The 19,031-nt window shown below is 70.4% G+C and carries 19 protein-coding genes and 2 tRNA genes; 11 read left to right on the plus strand and 10 right to left on the minus strand.

Going from position 1 to position 19,031, the window contains the following annotated elements:
• Window positions 1–621: an FMN-binding negative transcriptional regulator gene (locus G3T37_RS09975; RefSeq protein WP_163473547.1), complete on the plus strand. Its 621-nt coding sequence runs from the start codon at window positions 1–3 to the stop codon at window positions 619–621.
• On the plus strand, window positions 608–2,032 hold the full coding sequence (locus G3T37_RS09980) for an amidohydrolase (protein ID WP_163473549.1): 1,425 nt from the start codon (window positions 608–610) through the stop codon (window positions 2,030–2,032). The genes G3T37_RS09975 and G3T37_RS09980 overlap by 14 nt, the downstream gene beginning before the upstream one ends.
• 105 nt (window positions 2,033–2,137) lie before the next feature.
• On the opposite strand, the gene G3T37_RS09985 is transcribed toward G3T37_RS09980, so the two are convergent.
• The 5 genes from G3T37_RS09985 to G3T37_RS10005 form a co-directional block, all read right to left on the minus strand.
• Entirely contained in the window at window positions 2,138–2,314 is a 177-nt protein-coding gene (locus G3T37_RS09985) for a DUF2510 domain-containing protein (protein WP_163473551.1), read from the minus strand.
• A gap of 141 nt (window positions 2,315–2,455) precedes the next feature.
• Window positions 2,456–2,641 carry a DUF2510 domain-containing protein gene (locus tag G3T37_RS09990; RefSeq protein WP_163473553.1) on the minus strand — a complete coding sequence of 62 codons (186 nt, stop codon included), beginning with the start codon at window positions 2,639–2,641 and terminating at the stop codon, window positions 2,456–2,458.
• 186 nt (window positions 2,642–2,827) lie between these two features.
• Window positions 2,828–4,261 (minus strand): MBL fold metallo-hydrolase RNA specificity domain-containing protein, encoded by a 1,434-nt coding sequence (locus G3T37_RS09995; RefSeq protein ID WP_163473555.1) that lies wholly within the window; start codon window positions 4,259–4,261, stop codon window positions 2,828–2,830.
• 30 nt (window positions 4,262–4,291) lie between these two features.
• Entirely contained in the window at window positions 4,292–6,190 is a 1,899-nt protein-coding gene (locus tag G3T37_RS10000; RefSeq protein ID WP_163473556.1) for a heavy metal translocating P-type ATPase, read from the minus strand.
• Window positions 6,191–6,318: 128 nt separating this feature from the next.
• The gene (locus G3T37_RS10005) at window positions 6,319–6,654 is read right to left on the minus strand and encodes a hypothetical protein (RefSeq protein ID WP_163473558.1); all 336 of its coding nucleotides are present in this window, start codon (window positions 6,652–6,654) and stop codon (window positions 6,319–6,321) included.
• Between the two features lie 309 nt (window positions 6,655–6,963).
• Here G3T37_RS10005 and G3T37_RS10010 point away from each other — a divergent pair, with 309 nt between their 5' ends.
• Window positions 6,964–7,365 (plus strand): VOC family protein, encoded by a 402-nt coding sequence (locus tag G3T37_RS10010; RefSeq protein ID WP_163473560.1) that lies wholly within the window; start codon window positions 6,964–6,966, stop codon window positions 7,363–7,365.
• A 17-nt stretch (window positions 7,366–7,382) separates the two neighbouring features.
• Here G3T37_RS10010 and G3T37_RS10015 read toward each other — a convergent pair.
• Window positions 7,383–7,456, minus strand: a tRNA-Gly gene (locus tag G3T37_RS10015).
• Between the two features lie 116 nt (window positions 7,457–7,572).
• On the minus strand, window positions 7,573–7,773 hold the full coding sequence (locus tag G3T37_RS10020; protein ID WP_163473562.1) for a DUF2510 domain-containing protein: 201 nt from the start codon (window positions 7,771–7,773) through the stop codon (window positions 7,573–7,575).
• 164 nt (window positions 7,774–7,937) lie between these two features.
• On the opposite strand from G3T37_RS10020, the gene G3T37_RS10025 reads away from it, so the two are divergent.
• The 3 genes from G3T37_RS10025 (at window position 7,938) to G3T37_RS10035 (ending at window position 10,440) form a co-directional block, all read left to right on the plus strand.
• A tRNA-Pro gene (locus G3T37_RS10025) sits at window positions 7,938–8,011 on the plus strand.
• Between the two features lie 54 nt (window positions 8,012–8,065).
• On the plus strand, window positions 8,066–9,448 hold the full coding sequence (gene tig / locus G3T37_RS10030; RefSeq protein ID WP_163473564.1) for a trigger factor: 1,383 nt from the start codon (window positions 8,066–8,068) through the stop codon (window positions 9,446–9,448).
• 116 nt (window positions 9,449–9,564) lie between these two features.
• The gene (locus tag G3T37_RS10035) at window positions 9,565–10,440 is read left to right on the plus strand and encodes a hypothetical protein (protein WP_163473566.1); all 876 of its coding nucleotides are present in this window, start codon (window positions 9,565–9,567) and stop codon (window positions 10,438–10,440) included.
• 45 nt (window positions 10,441–10,485) lie between these two features.
• Here G3T37_RS10035 and G3T37_RS10040 read toward each other — a convergent pair whose 3' ends face one another.
• Window positions 10,486–11,034: a hypothetical protein gene (locus tag G3T37_RS10040; RefSeq protein ID WP_163473568.1), complete on the minus strand. Its 549-nt coding sequence runs from the start codon at window positions 11,032–11,034 to the stop codon at window positions 10,486–10,488.
• Between the two features lie 142 nt (window positions 11,035–11,176).
• On the opposite strand from G3T37_RS10040, the gene G3T37_RS10045 reads away from it, so the two are divergent.
• Window positions 11,177–11,797, plus strand: a complete 621-nt coding sequence (locus tag G3T37_RS10045) for an ATP-dependent Clp protease proteolytic subunit (protein ID WP_163473570.1) — start codon at window positions 11,177–11,179, stop codon at window positions 11,795–11,797.
• Between the two features lie 5 nt (window positions 11,798–11,802).
• A complete protein-coding gene (locus tag G3T37_RS10050; RefSeq protein WP_163473572.1) occupies window positions 11,803–12,465 on the plus strand; it encodes an ATP-dependent Clp protease proteolytic subunit in 663 nt (220 codons plus the stop codon).
• Window positions 12,466–12,584: 119 nt separating this feature from the next.
• Here the strand turns inward: G3T37_RS10050 and G3T37_RS10055 are convergent, their stop codons facing one another.
• Window positions 12,585–13,205 (minus strand): copper resistance CopC family protein, encoded by a 621-nt coding sequence (locus tag G3T37_RS10055; RefSeq protein ID WP_163473574.1) that lies wholly within the window; start codon window positions 13,203–13,205, stop codon window positions 12,585–12,587.
• 230 nt (window positions 13,206–13,435) lie between these two features.
• Between G3T37_RS10055 and clpX the strand changes: the two genes are divergently transcribed.
• From clpX to G3T37_RS10070, 3 genes are all read left to right on the plus strand, one after another.
• Window positions 13,436–14,716, plus strand: coding sequence for an ATP-dependent Clp protease ATP-binding subunit ClpX (clpX, locus tag G3T37_RS10060; RefSeq protein WP_163473576.1), 1,281 nt, complete (start codon window positions 13,436–13,438; stop codon window positions 14,714–14,716).
• 20 nt (window positions 14,717–14,736) lie between these two features.
• Window positions 14,737–15,885, plus strand: a complete 1,149-nt coding sequence (locus G3T37_RS10065; protein ID WP_338401238.1) for a benzoate/H(+) symporter BenE family transporter — start codon at window positions 14,737–14,739, stop codon at window positions 15,883–15,885.
• 93 nt (window positions 15,886–15,978) lie between these two features.
• On the plus strand, window positions 15,979–16,989 hold the full coding sequence (locus G3T37_RS10070; RefSeq protein ID WP_163473578.1) for an MsnO8 family LLM class oxidoreductase: 1,011 nt from the start codon (window positions 15,979–15,981) through the stop codon (window positions 16,987–16,989).
• Here G3T37_RS10070 and G3T37_RS10075 read toward each other — a convergent pair.
• Window positions 16,982–19,009, minus strand: a complete 2,028-nt coding sequence (locus G3T37_RS10075) for a M3 family metallopeptidase (RefSeq protein WP_163473580.1) — start codon at window positions 19,007–19,009, stop codon at window positions 16,982–16,984. The genes G3T37_RS10070 and G3T37_RS10075 overlap by 8 nt on opposite strands.
• Window positions 19,010–19,031: the final 22 nt, after the last annotated feature.

Genomic DNA, 19,031 nt, shown 5'->3' on the forward strand with positions numbered 1-19,031 from the left:
ATGCGTTACACCCCGCACTACCTGATGACCGACCCCGAGGAGGTCAAGCGGCTGATCCGCGAGAACCCCTGGGCCACGATCGTCTCCAGCACGGCAGCCGGCCTCGTCGCCTCGCACTACCCCGTGGTGCTCGAGGAGGATGCGGAGGGCATCAGCATCGTGAGCCACGTGGGGCGACCGGATGAGCGGGCTCACGAGCTCGGCGCGCACGAGGTGCTGCTGATCATCCAGGGGCCGCACGGCTACGTCTCACCCGGGTGGTACGACAACGGCGAGTTCGTGCCGACCTGGAACCACGTCACCGCCCACCTCTGGGGCACCCCGGAGATCCTCGACGACGAGGAGAACTTCCGCGTGCTCGGCGAGCTCGTCGACCACTTCGAGCGGCGAATGCCCGAGCCGATGAGCCTCAGCATCGACGAGCAGGATGCCCGGCACATCGCCACCGGAACGGTCGGCATCCGCGTGCGCGTGACCCGCTTCGACGCCCGCGCCAAACTCAGCCAGAACAAGTCGCCCGAGGTGCTCGAGCGCATCCTCGACGCCCTGGAGGGCGACGGTCCCTACGCCTCCCCGGCGCTCGCCGCCGAGATGCGACGGGTTCGCGATGCTGCTGACTGACGCCCGCGTGGGCGAGGCACTCGTTGACCTCGCGATCGAGGGCGGCGCGATCGCCGCGATCCTGCCGGCGGGCAGCGATCGCTCGGGGCAGGAGCTCGTCGCGCTCGACGGGCGGCGGGTCATCCCGGGGCTGTGGGACAACCACGTGCACATCGGGCAGTGGGCCCTCACCGCCTCGCGACTCGACGTCTCGGGCTGCACCTCTGCGGCGCAGGTGGCGGCGGTGATCCGCGACTCGGGCCGCACCGAGAGCCCGCTCGTGGCGGTAGGGTTCCGCGACGCACTCTGGCCCGACCGCCCCTCGACGGCCCTGCTCGACGGCATCGGACCGGGGCCGGTCGCCGTCGTGAGCGGTGACCTGCACGCCGTCTGGCTCAACACCGCCGCCGTCGCCCTCTACGGGGTGCGCGACGCGCCCGACGGCGTCGTGCGCGAAGACGAGGCCTTCCGCGTGATCGCCCTCATCGACACGGTGGCGGATACCCGGCTCGACGGCTGGGTCGAGCACACCGCCCGGGCGGCCGCAGCCCGCGGCGTCGTGGGCATCGTCGACTACGAGATGAGTGACAACCACGCGGCCTGGCTGCGGCGTCGCGCCAGCGGCTTCGGCGCGCTGCGGGTGGAGTTCGGCATCTACGCCGAGCACCTCGATGACGCGATCGCCCGCGGACTGCGCACGGGCGCGGCGGTCGACGAGCTCGTCACGGTCGGCGGGTTGAAGGTGCTGACCGACGGCTCGCTCAACACCCGCACCGCGTACACCTTCGACGACTATCCGGGCCTCGAGCACACGGAGCGACCGCACGGCCTCCTCACGGTGCCGCCGTCTGAACTGCTGCCGCTCCTGCGGCGGGCCACCGCCGCGGGGATCCTGCCGGCCGTGCACGCGATCGGCGACCAGGCCAATTCCCTCGCGCTGGACGCCTTCGAGGAGCTGGGATGCGGCGGGCGCATCGAGCACGCCCAACTGCTGACCGAGGGCGATATCGCCCGGTTCGCCCGACTGGGTGTCGCCGCGAGCGTGCAACCCGATCACGCCATGGATGACCGCGATGTCGCCGAGCGCTACTGGCCCGGTCGCACGGCGCGAGCCTTCCCCCTGCGCGCCCTGCTCGATGCCGGCGCGCGGCTGCTCTTCGGTTCGGATGCCCCGGTCTCGCCGCTGGATCCCTGGCTCGCGATCGCGGCGGCCGTCACCCGCACGCGCGGCGCGCGTGAGCCCTGGCATCCCGAGCAGGCGATCACGCTCGACGAGGCGATCCACGCGTCCACGCGGTCATCCCTCGCCGTCGGGCAGGTCGCCGACCTGGCGATCCTCGACGACGACCCTTTCGCGTCGCCGACCGAGCTGCGCGCGACCGCGGTCGGCGCGACGCTCGTCGCGGGGCGATTCACGCACCGCGCGCTGTAGCAGCGCGCACGGAACGCCCGAAGCGTGGCGCTGTAGCGTCGCGTGCCGAGCGCCCGAAGCGTGGCGCTCTAGCGTCGCGCGCGGAACGCCCGAATCGCGCCCGGCTCAGCCGCGCGGCTTGGGGAGCCGGTGCAGGGCGTAGGCGGTCGCCGGGTTCATGCGGTACGCCGACTTGACGTCGGTCGTCCAGAACGATCCGTTCCACCAGCGGAGCATGCCGGTGCCGGCGGGGTCGGTGTACCAGCCGCGTGGGGTCGACGCAGCCTGAATTTCGAGAGTCATCGGGTTGACTAATCTGCCCGGCCGCGCGGGCGCTTCGGGTGCGGCGGGTTGGCCAACCACTGGTGGCCGTTCGGGAGTGGTGTCCTCATTTTAGAGGACACAACAGTGTCCCCCTATGCCCCCGTAGAGGGGCCAGTGAAGTCAGCGTCGCGCGATGCGGAGGGCCGGCTCGCGCTTCGCGATACCGGCGGCGCTGTGGATCTCAGGACGCGGGTATTCGAGGTGGTCAGTCCACTGGGCGCCATCCCACCAGCGGAGCATTCCGCTGCCGGCGGGGTCGGGGTACCAGCCGAAAGGGGCGACGGTGTCTGTCAGGGCAAGAGACATGAGAAACCTGCTTGGGTGCCCCTGCCGTGGGGGGCGGTTCGGGTACGGCCTGTGCCAACCGCGGGGCAGTTCGGGGGGAACGGTTGAGGTAATCGTAGGGCACGGAAACCTCTTTGAAAAGAGAGAATTATCAGGTCTTTTATGCGGCGTGCAGCTCGTCTCTCATCCGGCGTGCACGATGGTCGCTCATCCCGTGCTCACGATCGCCCTCCCGTCCGATTGCACGCGGCGGTGGTGCCGCGAGGGAATCCGGTCGAGCGAGACCTCCTCCAGGTAGCCCGGCACGCGCGCCTCCCAACCGAGCTCGCGCTTGATGCGGGCGCGGAGGGTGTCCGCGGCGTCGGGCTCGCCGTGGGTGATGTACACCTGACGGGGCGGGCGGGGGGCGCCGCGCATCCAGGCCAGGATCCCGTCGGCATCGGCGTGCGCGGAGAGGCTCTCGATCGAGACGACCTCCGCCTCGATGGGAATGTCGCGGCCGTAGATGCGCAGGGTGCGCTCCCCGCGCTGCAGCGCCGCCCCGCGTGTGCCGCCCGCCTGAAAACCGGTGAGCGCGATGCCGTTCCGCGGGTCGGAGCCGTAGGCCATGAGGTGATGCAGGATCCGGCCGCCCTCGAGCATCCCGCTCGCCGAGAGGATGATCATGGGCCCGCCGCGCAGATTCAGCAGCTTCGACTCGTCCACCGTGTGCACGACCTTCGCGAGCGTCGACATCCGCTCGAAGTCGCCGGGGGAGACCCGGAACTCCTCGGGGTGCTCGCCGTAGATCTCGGTCGCCGACGCCGCCATCGGGCTGTTGATGTAGACCGGCACCGGCGGGATGAGACCCTTCTCCTTGAGCCGCGACAGGTGCAGCAGCAGCGACTCGGTGCGCCCCACCGCGAAGGCCGGCAGCAGCAGCACTCCGCCGCGCCCGATCACGCGCCGCACGATCTCGCCGAGCTCCGCCTCCGGGTCGGTGTGGGCGTGCGAGCGGTTGCCGTACGTCGATTCGGTGACGAGCACGTCGATCGCGCGGGGCGGCTCGGGGGCGCGCATGAGCGGGTCATCCTGTCGCCCGAGGTCGCCGGTGAACCAGAGCGTCGTCTCGCCGACGCGCAGCATCAGCTGGGCCGCGCCGAGAATGTGGCCCGCGCGAACGAAGGTGACGGTGACCCCGCCGCCGAGCTCGACCGGCACATCGAACTCGTGCGTCGTGAAGCGCGCGAGCGCCGCCTCGGCGTCGGCCTCGGTGTAGAGCGGCTTGGGCTCCGCGTGGCGCGAGCCGTGCCGGCGGGAGAACTGGGCCGCCTCCTCCAGCAGTCGCGCGCTGTCGGGCAGGATCAGCCCGCACAGCTGCGCGGTCTCGGGCGTCGAGTGGATGCGCCCCCGGAAGCCCTCGCGCACGAGCGCCGGCAGGTAGCCGCTGTGGTCGAGGTGGGCATGGGTGAGGATGACCGCGTCGATGCTGCCCGGATCCACCGGCAGCGGGAGCCGGTTGCGCTCGCGCAACTGCTTGTAGCCCTGGAACAGCCCGCAGTCGATCATGATGCGCCGGCCGCCCGCCTGCAGCAGGTAGCGGGAGCCGGTGACGGTGTCGGTGGCGCCGAGGAAGGTGAGCGTCGGAGTCGCGTGGGTCATGCCGTCAGCGTGCGCCTCCGCGCGGCGGGCTCACAGGGTCGAAAGTCCCGCGAGCCGGCGGTCGGGACGGTCGGCGACGGCCCGCAGCGCGTACAGGATCGTGAGCACGTCCACCCCCTCCTGCAGGAGGGCTCCGACGATGGCGGGGAGCACGCCGGTCATCGCCACGAGCATGAGCGCGATGCTGATGACGATGCCCATCCAGATCGCCTGCGTGGCGATCGCCGTGCTCTGGCTGCCGATCGTCACGGCGCGCACGAGGCGGGAGAGGTCATCCACCATGATCACGACATCGGCGGACTCGCTCGCCGCGGTCGCGCCTCGCGAGCCCATGGCCACGCCGACGTCGGAGGCCGCGAGCACGGGTGCGTCGTTGACGCCGTCGCCGACCATCATGACCGGCCGCATCGGCTCGGAGGCGACCGCCCGCACCTTGTCCTCGGGCAGGCACTCCGCGCGGGTCTCGCCGATTCCGGCCTGCGCCGCGATCGCCGAGGCGGTGGCGGCGAGGTCGCCCGTGAGCATGATCGTGCGGCCCACCCCCTGCGCGGCGAGGGCGCGGAGCGTCTCGGCGGTGTTCGGGCGCACCCGGTCGGCGAGCACGACGTGGCCGGCGGAGCGCCCGTCGACGGCGGCGTAGACCGCCATCGAGCCGTCGGTGGGCGGCGGCGAGTCGACGTGGGCGCCCAGTCCCTCGATGAACGCGCGCTTGCCGACGGCGACCTCGTGGCCGTCCACGCGGGCGGTGACCCCGCGTCCGGTGAGCTCCGCCGCCTCCGTCGCGGCGAGGAGGCCCAGACCGCGCTCCGCGGCGGCGCGCACGATCGAGCCCGCCAGCACGTGGCCGGAGTACTGCTCGACGCTCGCGATGAGGCGGAGCAGGTCATCCGGCGACCGGCCCGCGCCCTCGACGACGGTGTCGACCACCTCCGGCGAGCCGAAGGTGAGCGTGCCCGTCTTGTCGAAGGCCGCGGTGCGCACGCGGGACAGCACCTCGAGGGTGACGCCGCCCTTCACGATGATGCCCGAGCGCGCCGCCCGGCTGACCCCGGCGACGAAGGCGATCGGTGCGGCGATGAGCAGCGGGCAGGGCGTGGCCACCACGAGCACCTCCGCGAAGCGGACCGGGTCGCCGCTGATCCACCAGGCGATGCCCGCGAGGCCGAGCGAGATCGCCGTGAAGGGCACCGAGTAGCGGTCGGCGAGGCGCACGAGCGGTGCGCGGCTCTCGGAGGCCGCGCGCACGAGCTCGACGACGCGCTGATACTGGCTGTCGGCCGCGAGCTGGGTCGCGCGCACCGAGATCGCGCCGTCGAGGTTGACGACTCCGCTGGGGATCTGCGCGCCCGCGGCGTGCTCCACGGGCACGCTCTCGCCGGTCAATTGTGAGGCATCCACCGTCGCCTCCGCCGAGAGCAGCACGCAGTCGACCGGCACGACCTCGCCCGGCCGCACCACGAGCGAGTCGCCGATGCGCACCTCCTCGATCGCGAGATCGCGCGGGGTGCCGTCCACCAGCACGTGGGCGAACTGCGGGGCACGGGCGAGCAGCGCGGTCAGTTCGGCGCGGGCCCGGCGGCCCGCGTAGTCTTCGAGCGCCCGACCACCGGCCAGCATGACCACGATGACGAGCCCCGCCCAGTACTCGCCCACGACGATCGTGGCCACGATCGCGATCACCGCGAGGATGTCGATGCCCCAGTGCCGGCGCAGCAGGCCGCGCACCATGCCGATCGAGAGGTATGCCGCCACGATCACGGCGAAGCCGCTCACGACCCAGCGCGTCGCGCCCCCGTTGCCCGACAGCGCGAGCACGCCCGCCACGAGGGCGACGACCGCGGCGAGGTCAAGGATCGGGTAGCGAAGCAGCAGGCGGATGGCGCGCGGCGGGGCGCTCGTGCGCGGGGGTCGGCTCGGGCGCGCGGGCATGGGGCAATCCTGCACCCGGAGGGCGCGGGCGCCTAGGGCCGAACGACCCGCGCGGCGGTCGGCACTCCGTCGTGGCGCGCGACCCGGGTGTCGCGGGTTCGGCGGAGGTGGGCGCCGGGCTGTCGCGCCTAGAACATCGCGAGGATGACCGCGAGCACGATCGCGATCAGCACCGAGATCACGAACACGAGTCCGCCGAAGAGGATCATCCAGATCCCCACGATCGCGTTGCGCGCGGTCGGTGCCTCATCGGCCGGAACCGGCGCCATCACGACGCGGTGCGAGCGGTCGAGCGACTTCACGGTGGCGACGGTGGCGTGGGAGATCATCCCGAACGCCCGCTGCAGGAACGCGCCGTAGCCCTCGCTCGCCCCGATGGTGGTGATGGAGCGCGTCGCGAGAACCAGCCCGGCGAACAGGATGACCGCGCCGAGCACTGCCGCGATCGCAACAACGAGACCCACGTGACTGCCTTTCCGAGCGTTGCCCCAGTATCTCAGGGCGGGAGCGGGCGCGGCCACCATCCCGAAGGTTCCTTCAGCGGCACGTCCTCCACCCCGTGCCGAGCTCCGCCCGCCCGTCTACCGCTTGCCCCGGACGAGCGCGCTCCTCCACCCCTTGCCCCGCTCCGCCCGCCCGTCGACCGCTTGCCCCGGAAGGGTGCGCTCCTCCACCCCCTTGCCCCGCTCCGCCCGCCCTCCTACTCTGGCGGGAGCGCGCGCTGCAGACGCCGGGTGTGCGGAGCGGCCCGCGGGCCGGACGAGGGGAGCGGCATGACCGAGCGAGCAGCGACGTGGCCGGGCCCGATCTTCGCGATCACCCTGTTCACCGACGATCTCGCGGCCTCGATCGAGTTCTACCGCCGCGTCTTCGGCCTCGAGGTGCAGTACGAGGACCCGCAGTCGGCGGTCTTCGCGTTCCCGAACATCCTCATCAACCTGCTCGACTCGGCGGAGGCACCGGGGCTCGTCGCGCCGGAACCGGTCGCGCCCGCGACCGCAGGGGTGCGGCTGCAGCTCACCATCAACGTCGACGACACGGATGCGGTGTGCCGGTCGCTCGCGCAGCTGGGCGTCGAACTGCTCGGCGGTCCGATCGACCGGCCGTGGGGAGTGCGCACGGCGACCTTCCGCGACCCGGGCGGGCACGTCTGGGAGGTCGCGAGCCCGATCTGAGGCGATGCGCATCGCGTTGGAGGGGATGACGGGAATCGAACCCGCACCATCAGTTTGGAAGACTGAGGCTCTACCATTGAGCTACATCCCCGTGGCACGAGCGAAGCCCGTGAACCATGCGTGCGGAAGATACTGTACCCGATGTCGCCGGGCGGTCGCGCTCGGTCGGGGCAACGCAATGCGTTCCGTGCCCAGGCTTCGGGCCGCTCAGGCAGGCTGCGGGAAGTCCCACTTCGAGCCGGAGTCGCGCCCGGCGGCGTCGCCGTCGGCGTTCCACTGCGGCGCGTTCGAGTCGGGCATGTAGACGTTGTTGGTCCAGCCCTGGCCGTCCCACCAGCGCAGCTGACGGGGCACCCGCGGGTCGGCGTACCAGCCCATGGGGGGCAGGTCGTCTGTGGCGTCGCTCAACTGACATCCCCTTCTGTGTCCATTGTCCGGCGGATACCCAACGGTACGTCCGTTCCCCCCGCTTTGGCATCGCCCCACAACGGGTGCAATTCAATCGGCTAGACTTGCCGAGGCCAATTTTCGGTGACACTCGTGTTCCCGCTGAGAGAAAGCCGACGACCTAACGGGGCGTAGCTCAGCTTGGTAGAGCGCTCGGTTTGGGACCGAGAGGCCGCAGGTTCGAATCCTGTCGCCCCGACATCACCGCCAGATTCGCAGTTTTAGTTCGCAAAAACACCAGGAGAACCACATCGTGAAGACCACGGTTGAGAAGCTCAGCCCCACTCGCGTCAAGCTCAACATCGCTGTGACGCCTGACGAGCTCAAGCCCAGCATCGACCACGCCTACAAGCACATCGCCGAGTCGGTCAACATTCCCGGCTTCCGCAAGGGCAAGGTGCCGGCTCAGCTCATCGACCAGCGCGTCGGTCGCGAGGAGGTGCTCAACCACGCCGTCAGCGACGGACTCGACAAGTTCTACCGCCAGGCGGTGCAGGAGGAGAAGATCCGCACGCTGGGTCGCCCCGAGGCCGACATCGCCGAGTGGCCCAACCTCAAGGACTTCTCCGGCGACCTGCAGATCACGGTCGAGGTGGATGTCCGCCCCGAGTTCGAGCTCCCCGCCTACGAGGGCCTGACCCTCGAGGTCGAGGCCGTCACCGTCTCCGCCGACGACGTCAAAGACGAGCTGGATGCCCTGCGCAGCCGCTTCGGCACCCTCGTCACGGTGAACCGTCCCGCCAAGACCGGCGACTTCGCGCAGCTCGACCTGGTCGCCACCATCGGCGACGAGGAGGTCGACACGGCCAACAACATCAGCTACGAGATCGGCTCGGGCGAGCTCATCGAGGGCATCGACGAGGCGCTCGACTCGCTCACCGCGGGCGAGTCGACCACCTTCGAGTCCACGCTGCTCGGCGGTGACAAGGAGGGCGAGACCGCCCTCATCTCCGTCACCCTGCTCGCGGTCAAGGAGCGCGAGCTGCCCGAGGCCGACGACGACTTCGCTCAGATCGCCAGCCAGTTCGACACCATCAAGGAGCTGAAGGCCGACCTCAAGAAGCAGGTCGAGAAGTCGAAGACCTTCGGTCAGGGCGCGCAGGCGCGTGACCAGATCGTCGACAAGCTCACCGCGCTCGTCGAGATCCCGGTGCCGCAGGCGCTCATCGACGACGAGGTGCACCGCCACCTCGAGAACGAGAACCGCCTGGACGACGAGGTGCACCGCGCCGAGGTCGCCGAGTCGAGCGAGAAGACCTTCCGCAGCCAGATCCTCCTCGACGCGATCGCCGAGAAGGAAGAGGTGAAGGTCAGCCAGGACGAGCTCACCCAGTACCTCATCCAGGGCGCCGCGCAGTACGGCATGGAGCCGGGCGAGTTCATCAAGGTGCTCGACGAGAACGGCCAGATCCCGGCCATGATCGGCGAGGTCGCCCGCGCGAAGGCGCTCGCGATCGTGCTCGACAAGGCGAAGGTGGTCGACACCAAGGGCAAGAAGGTCGACATCTCCGAGTTCGTCGCCCTCGCCAAGGGCTCCGACGACGAGATCGACACGACCGCGGCCACCGACCTGCTTCAGCAGGCCAACGCCGGTCACGACCACGACCACGACGACCACGCGGGCCACTCCCACTAGTCACCGCGGTCCCCAGCCACCATCGCGCGCGGCCCCGCCCCGAATCCGGGTCCGGGGCCGTGCGCATACCCCCCTCGCGCCTCGACGGTGAGCGCACACCGATCGAAAGGCGCGCCATGACCGAGCTCGGACTCCTCTTCGACGTCGACGGCCCCATCGCGAGCCCTGTCACGCGAACCATCGCCATCCCCAGCATCGTCGACGACCTCGTCGCGCTCGCCGCCGCCGGCGTCCCCATCGCCTTCATCACCGGGCGATCCGACGCTTTCATCGCCGAGCAGGTCGTCGCACCGCTGCGCGCGGCGGGGCTGGATGACGCGCTCGCGCAGCCCGGGGCGCGCATGTTCGGCGTGTTCGAGAAGGGCGCCGTCTGGGCATCCATCACCGCCGACGGAATGGGAGCGGTGGAGGTCGACCACACGGTCGCGCTGCCCGCCGACGTCGTCGCGGGGGTGCGGGAGCTGGTCGCGACCCGCTTCGCGGATCACATGTTCTTCGACGAGACGAAGCGCGCGATGATCTCGGTCGAGCAGCGCACCGACGTCTCCTCCGCGGACTACCTCGCCGCGCAGCGCGACTTCGACGCGGCCGCCTTCGATATCCTCGCCGCGCACGGCGTCGGGGTGCGTCTGGGCGATCGATCGATCGCCAACCCGTGCGGCGACGTGCCCTTCCGCCTCGACCCCACCATCATCTCCACCGACATCGAGTCGGTCGTGCTCGACAAGGACCGCGGGGCGGAGCGCGCACTGGAGTACTTCGCCGCACTCGGACCGCTGCCCCGCCTCTGGCGGTCGGTCGGCGACTCGCGCAGCGACTACAAGATGGCCGACCACCTGCATCAGGCGGGGTACGAGGTGGCGCACGTCGACGTGCGGCCCGCCGACGGGATCCTCGACCGCCCCTATCGCGTGATCACCGAGGGCGACCTCATCCACGACGAGGCGGGCGCCGCCTTCCTGCGGCACTGGGTGCGCACGCTGCTCGGCTGATCGTCGGCGCGGCCCGCTGCGATGCGGTGACGGCGACCTCGCGCGCTAGCGAGGCTCCGCGGGCGCGAACAGCGCGCTGAGCGCGTCCACCGCGCCCTCGTCGTCAACCGCGGCCGCGGCCTCGCCGGGGAGCCGCAGCGCGAACAGATCGACCGTCGCCATCACGAGCAGCACGACGACGGCGATGTCGAGCAGTGCGAAGAGCGCGATCGAGGTGGCCGACAGCAGGTCGGGCAGGGCCGCCGCGAGAACGGTCCAGAGCACGAGCGCCGCATAGACCCCCGCGTAGATCGACGCGAGGCGCGGGTCGAGGGTGCGGGGGTGCTGAGTGGCGGGGGAGCGCAGGGCGCGGCGGGCGAGCACGATCATCCACCCCAGCACCGGGATGAGGAAGGCGAGCGCGAAGGAGGCGGCGATCCCGTTGCCCGAGAGGTGGCGGTCGCCCTGCGTGGCGTAGAGCTGAGCGTCGGACACCCGGCCGTGGGTGAGGATGACCGCCCCGGCGAGCACGGGCAGCGCGAGCCCCGGCGTCAGCGCCCGATAGCCCAGGCGCGGCAGTCGGGAGCGGATCTCGGCGGGCGTCCATTGCGTCATGCCCACACCCTAAGTCGGGGCGGCGCGGATCCCCGGGTGCGCCGCGCCCCGACGCGCGCTCTGCCCACGGCGAACACGACCGTGGCGCCTGACGCGCTCCGATAGATTCGAACCCAAGCGATAACTGAAACGGAGCGCAACAATGGCCCAACCGGCATTGGTCTCGAGCATTTTCGACCAACTCCTCGCCGACCGCATCATCTGGCTTGGTTCAGAGGTGCGCGACTCGAACGCCAACGAGATTTGCGCGAAGATCCTCCTGCTCGCGGCAGAGGATCCTAAGCGAGACATCTTCCTCTACATCAACTCACCCGGTGGTTCGATCACCGCGGGCATGGCGATCTACGACACCATGAAGTTCGTGCCGAACGACATCGTCACCGTCGGCATCGGGCTCGCCGCGTCGATGGGCCAGTTCCTGCTCTCCTCGGGCACCAAGGGCAAGCGCTACATCACGCCGAACGCGCGTGTGCTGCTGCACCAGCCCTCGGGCGGCTTCGGTGGCACCGCGGCCGACATCCAGACTCAGGCCGGGGTCATCCTCGACATGAAGAAGCGGATGGCCGAGCTCACCGCCGAGCAGACCGGCAAGACCGTCGAGCAGATCCTGATCGACAACGACCGCGACAACTGGTTCACCGCGCAGGAAGCGCTGGAGTACGGGTTCGTCGACCACCTCCGTGAGTACGCCAGCGACGTGGTCGGCGGCGGCGGAACCGATGACAGCGTGTCGAACGCTGATGCGACTGGGAAGCAGGACTGATCACCATGAACAACGTCACCCTCGGCAGCGGTCTCGCCCGCCCGACCGGCGAAGCGCGCTACATCCTCCCCACCTTCGAGGAGCGCACCGCCTACGGCTACAAGCGCCAGGACCCGTACGCCAAGCTCTTCGAGGACCGCATCATCTTCCTCGGCGTGCAGATCGACGACGCCTCGGCCGACGACGTCATGGCTCAGCTCCTCGTGCTCGAGAGCCAGGACCCGGACCGCGACATCGTCATGTACATCAACTCGCCCGGTGGATCGTTCACCGCGATGACCGCGATCTACGACACGATGCAGTACATCCGCCCGCAGATCCAGACCGTCTGCCTCGGCCAGGCCGCCTCCGCGGCCGCCGTGCTGCTCGCGGCCGGCACCCCCGGCAAGCGACTGGCCCTGCCGAACGCGCGAATCCTCATCCACCAGCCGGCCGCCGGTTCGGAGGGCTCGAGCCAGGCCTCCGACATCGAGATCCAGGCCCGTGAGATCAACCGCATGCGGCTCTGGCTGGAGGAGACGCTCTCCGCGCACTCCAACCGCACGCCCGAGCAGGTCAACAAGGACATCGACCGCGACAAGATCCTCAACGCGCAGGACGCGCTCGAGTACGGTCTCATCGACCAGGTCCTGACCAGCCGCAAGAACGTCCCGGCGCTCGTCAAGTAGCGCGCAGACACCGAAGGGCCGCACTCCGACACGGGGTGCGGCCCTTCGTGCGTCTCACGGGGTGCGGCCGGTGTCGTGCGGTGTCGTCGGCGGTGCGTGGGCTGGCGCGGCGCGTGGCCTCACGGAGTGCGGCGTCGACCCGCGACGAGCAGGATGACCGTCACCACGAGCCCGAGCCCCAGGACGCCCCCGCCCACCCCGAGCACGATCCCCAGATTCGCCGTCGGGGCCGCCGAGCCCCCGGACGGCAGCTGTTGCGTGACCGGCACCTGCCCGCCCGACCTGCCGCCGCAGTTCTGCGGGGTCGCGTGGCCGGCGGCGGGCGCCACGGTCCCGGTGGGCGCCCAGGTGAAGGGGATGCTGCCCGAGACGGTGTGACCGTCGGCGGAGATGATCTGCCACACCACCGTGTAGGCGCCGGGGGCACCGAGTGCCGCCTCGGTCGAGAGGGTGGGCCCGCGGACGGTGAGGCAGCCGTCGCCGTAGTAGCTGCCGTGGGCATCCTTCACCTGGAAGGCGAAGCCGGCGCCGTGGCCGGTGAGGTCGAGCAGCGGCTCGTTGGTCGTGAGCTCGAAGGAGGCGGGCAGGGTCGTGAGGGTGGACCCCGCGGCGGGCGTCGACGAGATGAGGTAGTTGTGGGCCGAGGCCGACTCCGCGAGCCCCAGCACCGAGCCCGCGACGAGGGCGAGGGTGGCTGCGGCGGTCAGGATGCCCCGCACCGGGTTCCGTCGTGTCGTCATGTCGTCCTCCCTGCCCTGCTCGGCACCGGTGATTCGTCACCCACGCTAGCGGCGCTTGCCCGAGGGTCTGCTGGGCGCAGGATCCCACCCATCCGCGCCGCCGCACCGAACCACGGGGGAGGCCGCTGCCGCGGCACGCCGGGAGAGTAGTTTCTGTCACGTGACGACCGCTGTCACCGCCACGGGCTAGGCTCGGATGAACCAGTCACGCGTGAAGAGGGAGAGCGACAGTGGCCCGCATCGGGGAAAGCGCCGACCTGCTGAAGTGTTCTTTCTGCGGGAAGAGCCAGAAGCAGGTTCAGCAGCTCATCGCCGGCCCTGGCGTGTACATCTGCGACGAGTGCGTCGAACTCTGCAACGAGATCATCGAGGAGCGACTCGCCGAGGCGGGCGAGGAGGCGTCGAGCGAGTTCGACCTCCCGAAGCCGCGCGAGATCTACGCGTTCCTGGAGGAGTACGTCATCGGGCAGGAGCCCGCGAAGCGCGCGCTCTCGGTCGCCGTCTACAACCACTACAAGCGCATCCGCGCCCGCAACCAGATCACTTCGGCCGACATCATCGACGATGTCGAGATCGCCAAGTCCAACATCCTGCTCATCGGCCCCACCGGGTGCGGCAAGACCTACCTCGCGCAGACCCTGGCGAAGCGGCTCAACGTGCCGTTCGCGGTCGCCGACGCGACCGCCCTCACCGAGGCCGGCTACGTGGGCGAAGACGTGGAGAACATCCTCCTGAAGCTCATTCAGGCCGCCGACTACGACGTGAAGCGCGCCGAGACCGGCATCATCTACATCGACGAGATCGACAAGATCGCGCGGAAGGCAGAGAACCCGTCGATCACCCGCGATGTCTCGGGCGAGGGCGTGCAGCAGGCACTGCTCAAGATCCTCGAGGGCACGGTCGCCTCGGTGCCGCCGCAGGGCGGTCGCAAGCATCCGCACCAGGAGTTCATCCAGGTCGACACCACCAACGTGCTCTTCATCGTCGCCGGCGCCTTCGCGGGCCTCGAGGAGATCATCAGCCAGCGCGCGGGCAAGAAGGGCATCGGCTTCGGTGCCCCGCTGCACAGCAAGGGCGACGACGTGAACCTCTTCGGCGAGGTCCTGCCCGAAGACCTGCACAAGTTCGGGCTCATCCCCGAGTTCATCGGCCGCCTCCCCGTCGTCACGACCGTGACCCAGCTCGACCAGGTCGCCCTCATGGACATCCTGACCCAGCCGAAGAACGCGCTCGTGCGCCAGTACCAGCGCATGTTCGAGATCGACGGTGTGCAGCTCGACTTCGACCAGGACGCGCTCGAGGCCATCGCCGATCTCGCCGTGCTCCGCAAGACGGGCGCTCGCGGCCTTCGCGCCATCATGGAGGAGGTGCTCGGGCCCATCATGTTCGACGTCCCGTCCTCCGACGATGTCGGGCGCGTCATCGTCACCCGCCAGGCGGTCCTCGACAACGCGGCACCCACGCTCGTACCGCGCAAGCCGGTGCGCGCCGCCGGCGAGAAGTCCGCCTAGCCAGCACCATCGTCCAGCCCATCGTCGCCGGCATCGTCGGCGCAGTCACCGGTTTCGCGAGCACCTTCGCCCTCGTCATCGCGGGTCTGACCGCCGTCGGGGCCTCACCCGCGGAGGCGGCCTCGGGGTTGCTCGCCCTGTGCATCACGCAGGGGCTGCTCGCGGTCATCCTGTCGCTCCGCTTCCGCACGCCGCTCTCCTTCGCCTGGTCATCGCCGGGCGCGGCGCTCCTGATCGCCGCGCACTCGACCACGGAGCACTTCGCCGCCGCGGTCGGCGCCTTCGTCGTCGCGGGCGTGCTCACGCTGCTGACGGGCCTGTGGCCGGCTCTCACGCGCGCGGTCACGGGAATCCCCACCCCGATCGCCGCGGCGATGCTCGCCGGCATCCTGTTCCCGATCTGCCTCTCGCCGGTGCTCGCCTCCGTGCGCTCGCCGCTCCTCGCGCTGCCGATCATCGTGGTGTGGCTCGTGCTCTACCGGCTCGCTCCGCGTTGGGCGGTTCCGGCCGCGCTCGTCGTGACCATCGTGGTGATCGGCATGAGCGCCGGCACCTCGTGGCTGGGTGCGGCGGTCGTCGCCCCGCGCGTCGTGTTCGTGGCGCCGAGCTTCGACCCGCTCGTGATCGTGAGCCTGGGCATCCCCCTGTACTTCGTGACCATGGCGGGCCAGAACGTTCCCGGCTTCGCGGTGCTGCGCACACTCGACTACCCGCCGCCGCCGGCCCGAACGGTGCTCGTGGGCGTCGGCGGGATGAGCGTCGTCGCCGGGCTCTTCGGCGGCCACGCCGTGAATCTCGCCGCGCTCTCCGCCGCGCTCATGGCCGGCCCCGACGCGCACCCGGAGCGATCGAAGCGCTGGATCGCCGCCGTGACCGGGGGAGTCGTGTACCTCGCGCTCGGCGTCTGCGCCGGGCTCGCGACCTCTCTCGTCTCGGCGAGCCCGCCGCTGATCATCCAGACCGTCGCGGGCCTCGCGATGCTCGGGGCGTTCATCGCGGGCCTGACCTCGGCGTTCGAGGCGCCGCAGCACCGCCCGGTCGCCGCGATCACCTTCCTGGTCGTCGTCTCGGGCATCGCGATCGCCGGCATCGGGTCGGCGTTCTGGGGCCTCGTGGTGGGCGGCGTCGTCATGCTCTGGCTCGAGACCCGCCGCCGTCGCACGGCCTGAGCTTCACGCCCTCGCAGCCAACCCGGCACCCGGGGGCGGCGACGGCGCCGCGACGCGTGGAATGACATCCCGCCGCGACCGGTTGACCTCAGGGTGACCGTTCTCGATCGTCCCCTCTCCGTGCTCGACCTGGCCTCCGTGTACAGCGGCATGAGCCACGCCGACTCGCTCGCGCAGACCATCCGCACCGCGCAGGAGGCGGAGGCGCTGGGTTACCGGCGGTTCTGGGTCGCCGAGCACCACGGAATGCCCGCTGTGGCGAGCTCGGCGCCCGCGGTGCTCATCGCGGCGATCGCCGCCGCCACGCAGCGCATCCGGGTCGGCTCCGGTGGCGTGATGCTGCCGAACCACTCCTCGCTCGTCATCGCCGAGCAGTTCGGCACCCTCGTGGCCCTCAACGGTGCGCGAATCGACCTCGGTCTCGGGCGCGCTCCGGGCACCGACGGCCTCACCGCGCAGGTGCTCCGCCGAAACCTGCAGACCGAGACGGTCGACGACTTCCCGCAGCAGGTCATCGAGTTGCTCGCCCTCTTCGGCATCACGGAGCCGCTGGAGAACGGCCTGGGCGACCGCGTCGCCGCCTATCCCGGCCGCGGTGACGCCCCGGAGCTGTGGCTCCTGGGATCGAGCACCTTCAGCGCCCAGCTGGCGGGGATGCTCGGCCTCCCCTTCGCCTTCGCTCACCACTTCGCGGGCGGCGACACGACACCCCTCGCCTTCGACGCCTATCGGGCCGCGTTCCGCCCCTCCGAGCAGCTGGCCGAGCCGCACTCCATGGTCGCCGTGGCAACGATCGTGGCGGAGTCGGTCGAGGAGGCGGAGCGTCTCGCCCTGCCGAACGGGCTCTACTTCACCCGCTTGCGGACGGGTCAGCGACCGGGTCGGCTGCCGACGCTGGCCGAGGCCGAGGCGCATCCGTGGACGCCCGCGGAGCGCGCCTTCGTGCAGCAGCGCAACGCGCAGCAGGCGATCGGCGACCTCGCGCACGCGACGGCGAGCATCCGCGACCTCGTCGGGCGCACCGGTGCCGACGAGGTGATCGTCGCGCCGCAGGGCCCCGACCTCGAGACGAAGCTCGCGACCCTGCGCGCTCTGATCAGTTGAGTCCGCGGCGGTCGAGCAGCGGCTGAATCTCGGCGTCGCGACCGCGGAAGTCGCGGAAGGCCTCGAGCGGGTCCTTCGACCCGCCCACTCCGAGCAGCCGCTGCCGGAAGCGGTCGCCGTTCGCGCGCAGCATCCCACCGTTCTCCTTGAACCACTCCACGGTGTCGGCATCGAGCACCTCGCTCCAGATGTAGGAGTAGTACCCGGCGTCGTAGCCGCCCGAGAAGGTGTGCGCGAAGTAGGTGCTCGAGTACCGCGTCGGCACGGCGGGGTTGTCGAGGCCGAAGCTCGCGATCGCGCTCGCCTCGAACTCGGCCACGTCGGTGACCCGGTCGTCGGCCGTGATGCGGTGCCAGGCCTGGTCGAGCAGCGCCGCCGTCAGGTACTCGGAGGTCGCGAAGCCCTCGTTGAAGGTCGAGGAGGCCTTCACCTTCTCGACCAGCTCGGCGGGCATGGGCTCGCCCGTGAGGTGGTGGCGCGCGTAGTTCGCGAGCACCTCGGGCCAGAGCATCCACATCTCGTTCACCTGGCTGGGGAACTCGACGAAGTCGCGGAACACGTTGGTGCCCGCGAACTTGGGGTACGTCACGCGCGCGAAGAGCCCGTGCAGCGCGTGGCCGAACTCGTGGAACAGCGTGTTCACCTCGTCGTAGCTGAGCAGTGTCGGCGAGCCGGCGGCCGGCTTCGGCACGTTGAGGTTGTTGACGACGACGACCGGATGCCCGAGCAAGCTGTTCTGCGAGATGAGCGGGTTCATCCACGCGCCGCCGCGCTTGGAGTCGCGCGTGTAGAGGTCGTACACGTAGAGGCCGACGGGCTCGCCGTCGGAGTCCCGCACCTCGAACACCCGGGCCTCGGGGTGGTAGGCGACGAGGTCGGTGCGCTCGGTGAAGGTGATGCCGTAGACCTGAGTCGCGGCCCAGAAGACGCCGTCGTGCAGCACCCGCTCCGCCTCGAAGTAGGGGCGCATCTCCGCCGTGTCGACGTCGTACTTCGCCTTGCGCACCTTCTCGGTGAGGAAGGCCCAGTCCCACGCCGCGACGGAATACTCGTCGCCGACGAGCGCCTGAAGGTCGGCCTGCTCGGCGTGGGCGTTGCGCGCCGCGGCCGGGGCCAGCCGGCGGAGCATCTCGTCGACCGCCTCGGGCGTCTTCGCGGTCTCGTCGGAGGTGATGAGGGCCGCGTGCGTGGCGAACCCGAGCAGCCGCGCGCGCTCGGCGCGCAGCCGGGTGATGTCGAGCACGAGCTGCCGGTTGTCGTGCTCGCCGCCGCGGCTGCCGCGCGATCGCGAGGCAGTCATGATGCGCTCGCGAACGGCGCGATTGCTGAGCGAGGCGAGATACGGATGCCCGGTCGGCAGCACGAGCGTGATGAGGTACTTCCCCTCCAGCCCGCGCTCGCGCGCGGCCTCGGCCGCTGCCGAGATCTCGCCCTCGTCGAGCCCCGCAAGCTCCTCGACGTCGTCGATCACGACCGCGAGGTCGTTGGTGTCGGCCAGGAGGTTCTTCTCGAAGCGGGTGGTGAGCGCCGCGAGCTGCTGGTTGTACTCGCGCAGCCGCTCCTTCGCCGCGTCGTCGAGGCCGGCACCCGCCTGCGTGAACTCCGCGTGGTAGCGCTCGACGAGGTAGACCGATTCCGGGTCGAGTCCGAGCTCGGCCCGCGTCTCGAACAGCGCGGTGATGCGGGCGTACAGCCGAGGGTTGAGGGTGATCGCGTCCGCATGGGCGGCGAGGAGCGGCGCCATGACCTCCTCGAGCTCGTTGGTGAAGTCGGAGCTGTCGGAGGAGGACTTGTTGAAGAAGACGGTGGCCACGCGCTCCAGGATCTGCCCGCTCTTCTCGAGCGGGATCATCGTGTTCTCGAAGGTCGCGGGCTCGGGGTTCTCGGCGATCGCGGCGATCTCGGCGAGGTGCTCCTCGAACCCCCGGTCGAAGGCCGGGCGGTAGTGCTCGTCGCGGATGTCGGCGAAAGGCGGCAGTCCGTAGGGGAGGGGGGAGGGCTCGAAGAACGGGTTCGTCATGCCTTCCACCCTACGGTCATCC

Origin of the sequence: Galbitalea soli (genome assembly GCF_010686725.1) — a bacterium.
Classification (GTDB): domain Bacteria; phylum Actinomycetota; class Actinomycetes; order Actinomycetales; family Microbacteriaceae; genus Galbitalea; species Galbitalea soli.

What these genes read in the sequence shown, in the direction of transcription:
- G3T37_RS09990 (WP_163473553.1), bottom strand. Translation starts at nt 2,641, where the DNA reads ATGTCTCTTGCCCTGACAGACACCGTCGCCCCTTTCGGCTGGTACCCC.
- G3T37_RS09980 (WP_163473549.1), top strand. Translation starts at nt 608, where the DNA reads ATGCTGCTGACTGACGCCCGCGTGGGCGAGGCACTCGTTGACCTCGCG.
- G3T37_RS09975 (WP_163473547.1), top strand. Translation starts at nt 1, where the DNA reads ATGCGTTACACCCCGCACTACCTGATGACCGACCCCGAGGAGGTCAAG.
- G3T37_RS10055 (WP_163473574.1), bottom strand. Translation starts at nt 13,205, where the DNA reads ATGACGACACGACGGAACCCGGTGCGGGGCATCCTGACCGCCGCAGCC.
- G3T37_RS10010 (WP_163473560.1), top strand. Translation starts at nt 6,964, where the DNA reads ATGACCGAGCGAGCAGCGACGTGGCCGGGCCCGATCTTCGCGATCACC.
- G3T37_RS09995 (WP_163473555.1), bottom strand. Translation starts at nt 4,261, where the DNA reads ATGACCCACGCGACTCCGACGCTCACCTTCCTCGGCGCCACCGACACC.
- G3T37_RS10045 (WP_163473570.1), top strand. Translation starts at nt 11,177, where the DNA reads ATGGCCCAACCGGCATTGGTCTCGAGCATTTTCGACCAACTCCTCGCC.
- G3T37_RS10040 (WP_163473568.1), bottom strand. Translation starts at nt 11,034, where the DNA reads ATGACGCAATGGACGCCCGCCGAGATCCGCTCCCGACTGCCGCGCCTG.
- G3T37_RS10075 (WP_163473580.1), bottom strand. Translation starts at nt 19,009, where the DNA reads ATGACGAACCCGTTCTTCGAGCCCTCCCCCCTCCCCTACGGACTGCCG.
- G3T37_RS10000 (WP_163473556.1), bottom strand. Translation starts at nt 6,190, where the DNA reads ATGCCCGCGCGCCCGAGCCGACCCCCGCGCACGAGCGCCCCGCCGCGC.
- G3T37_RS10050 (WP_163473572.1), top strand. Translation starts at nt 11,803, where the DNA reads ATGAACAACGTCACCCTCGGCAGCGGTCTCGCCCGCCCGACCGGCGAA.
- G3T37_RS10035 (WP_163473566.1), top strand. Translation starts at nt 9,565, where the DNA reads ATGACCGAGCTCGGACTCCTCTTCGACGTCGACGGCCCCATCGCGAGC.
- G3T37_RS09985 (WP_163473551.1), bottom strand. Translation starts at nt 2,314, where the DNA reads ATGACTCTCGAAATTCAGGCTGCGTCGACCCCACGCGGCTGGTACACC.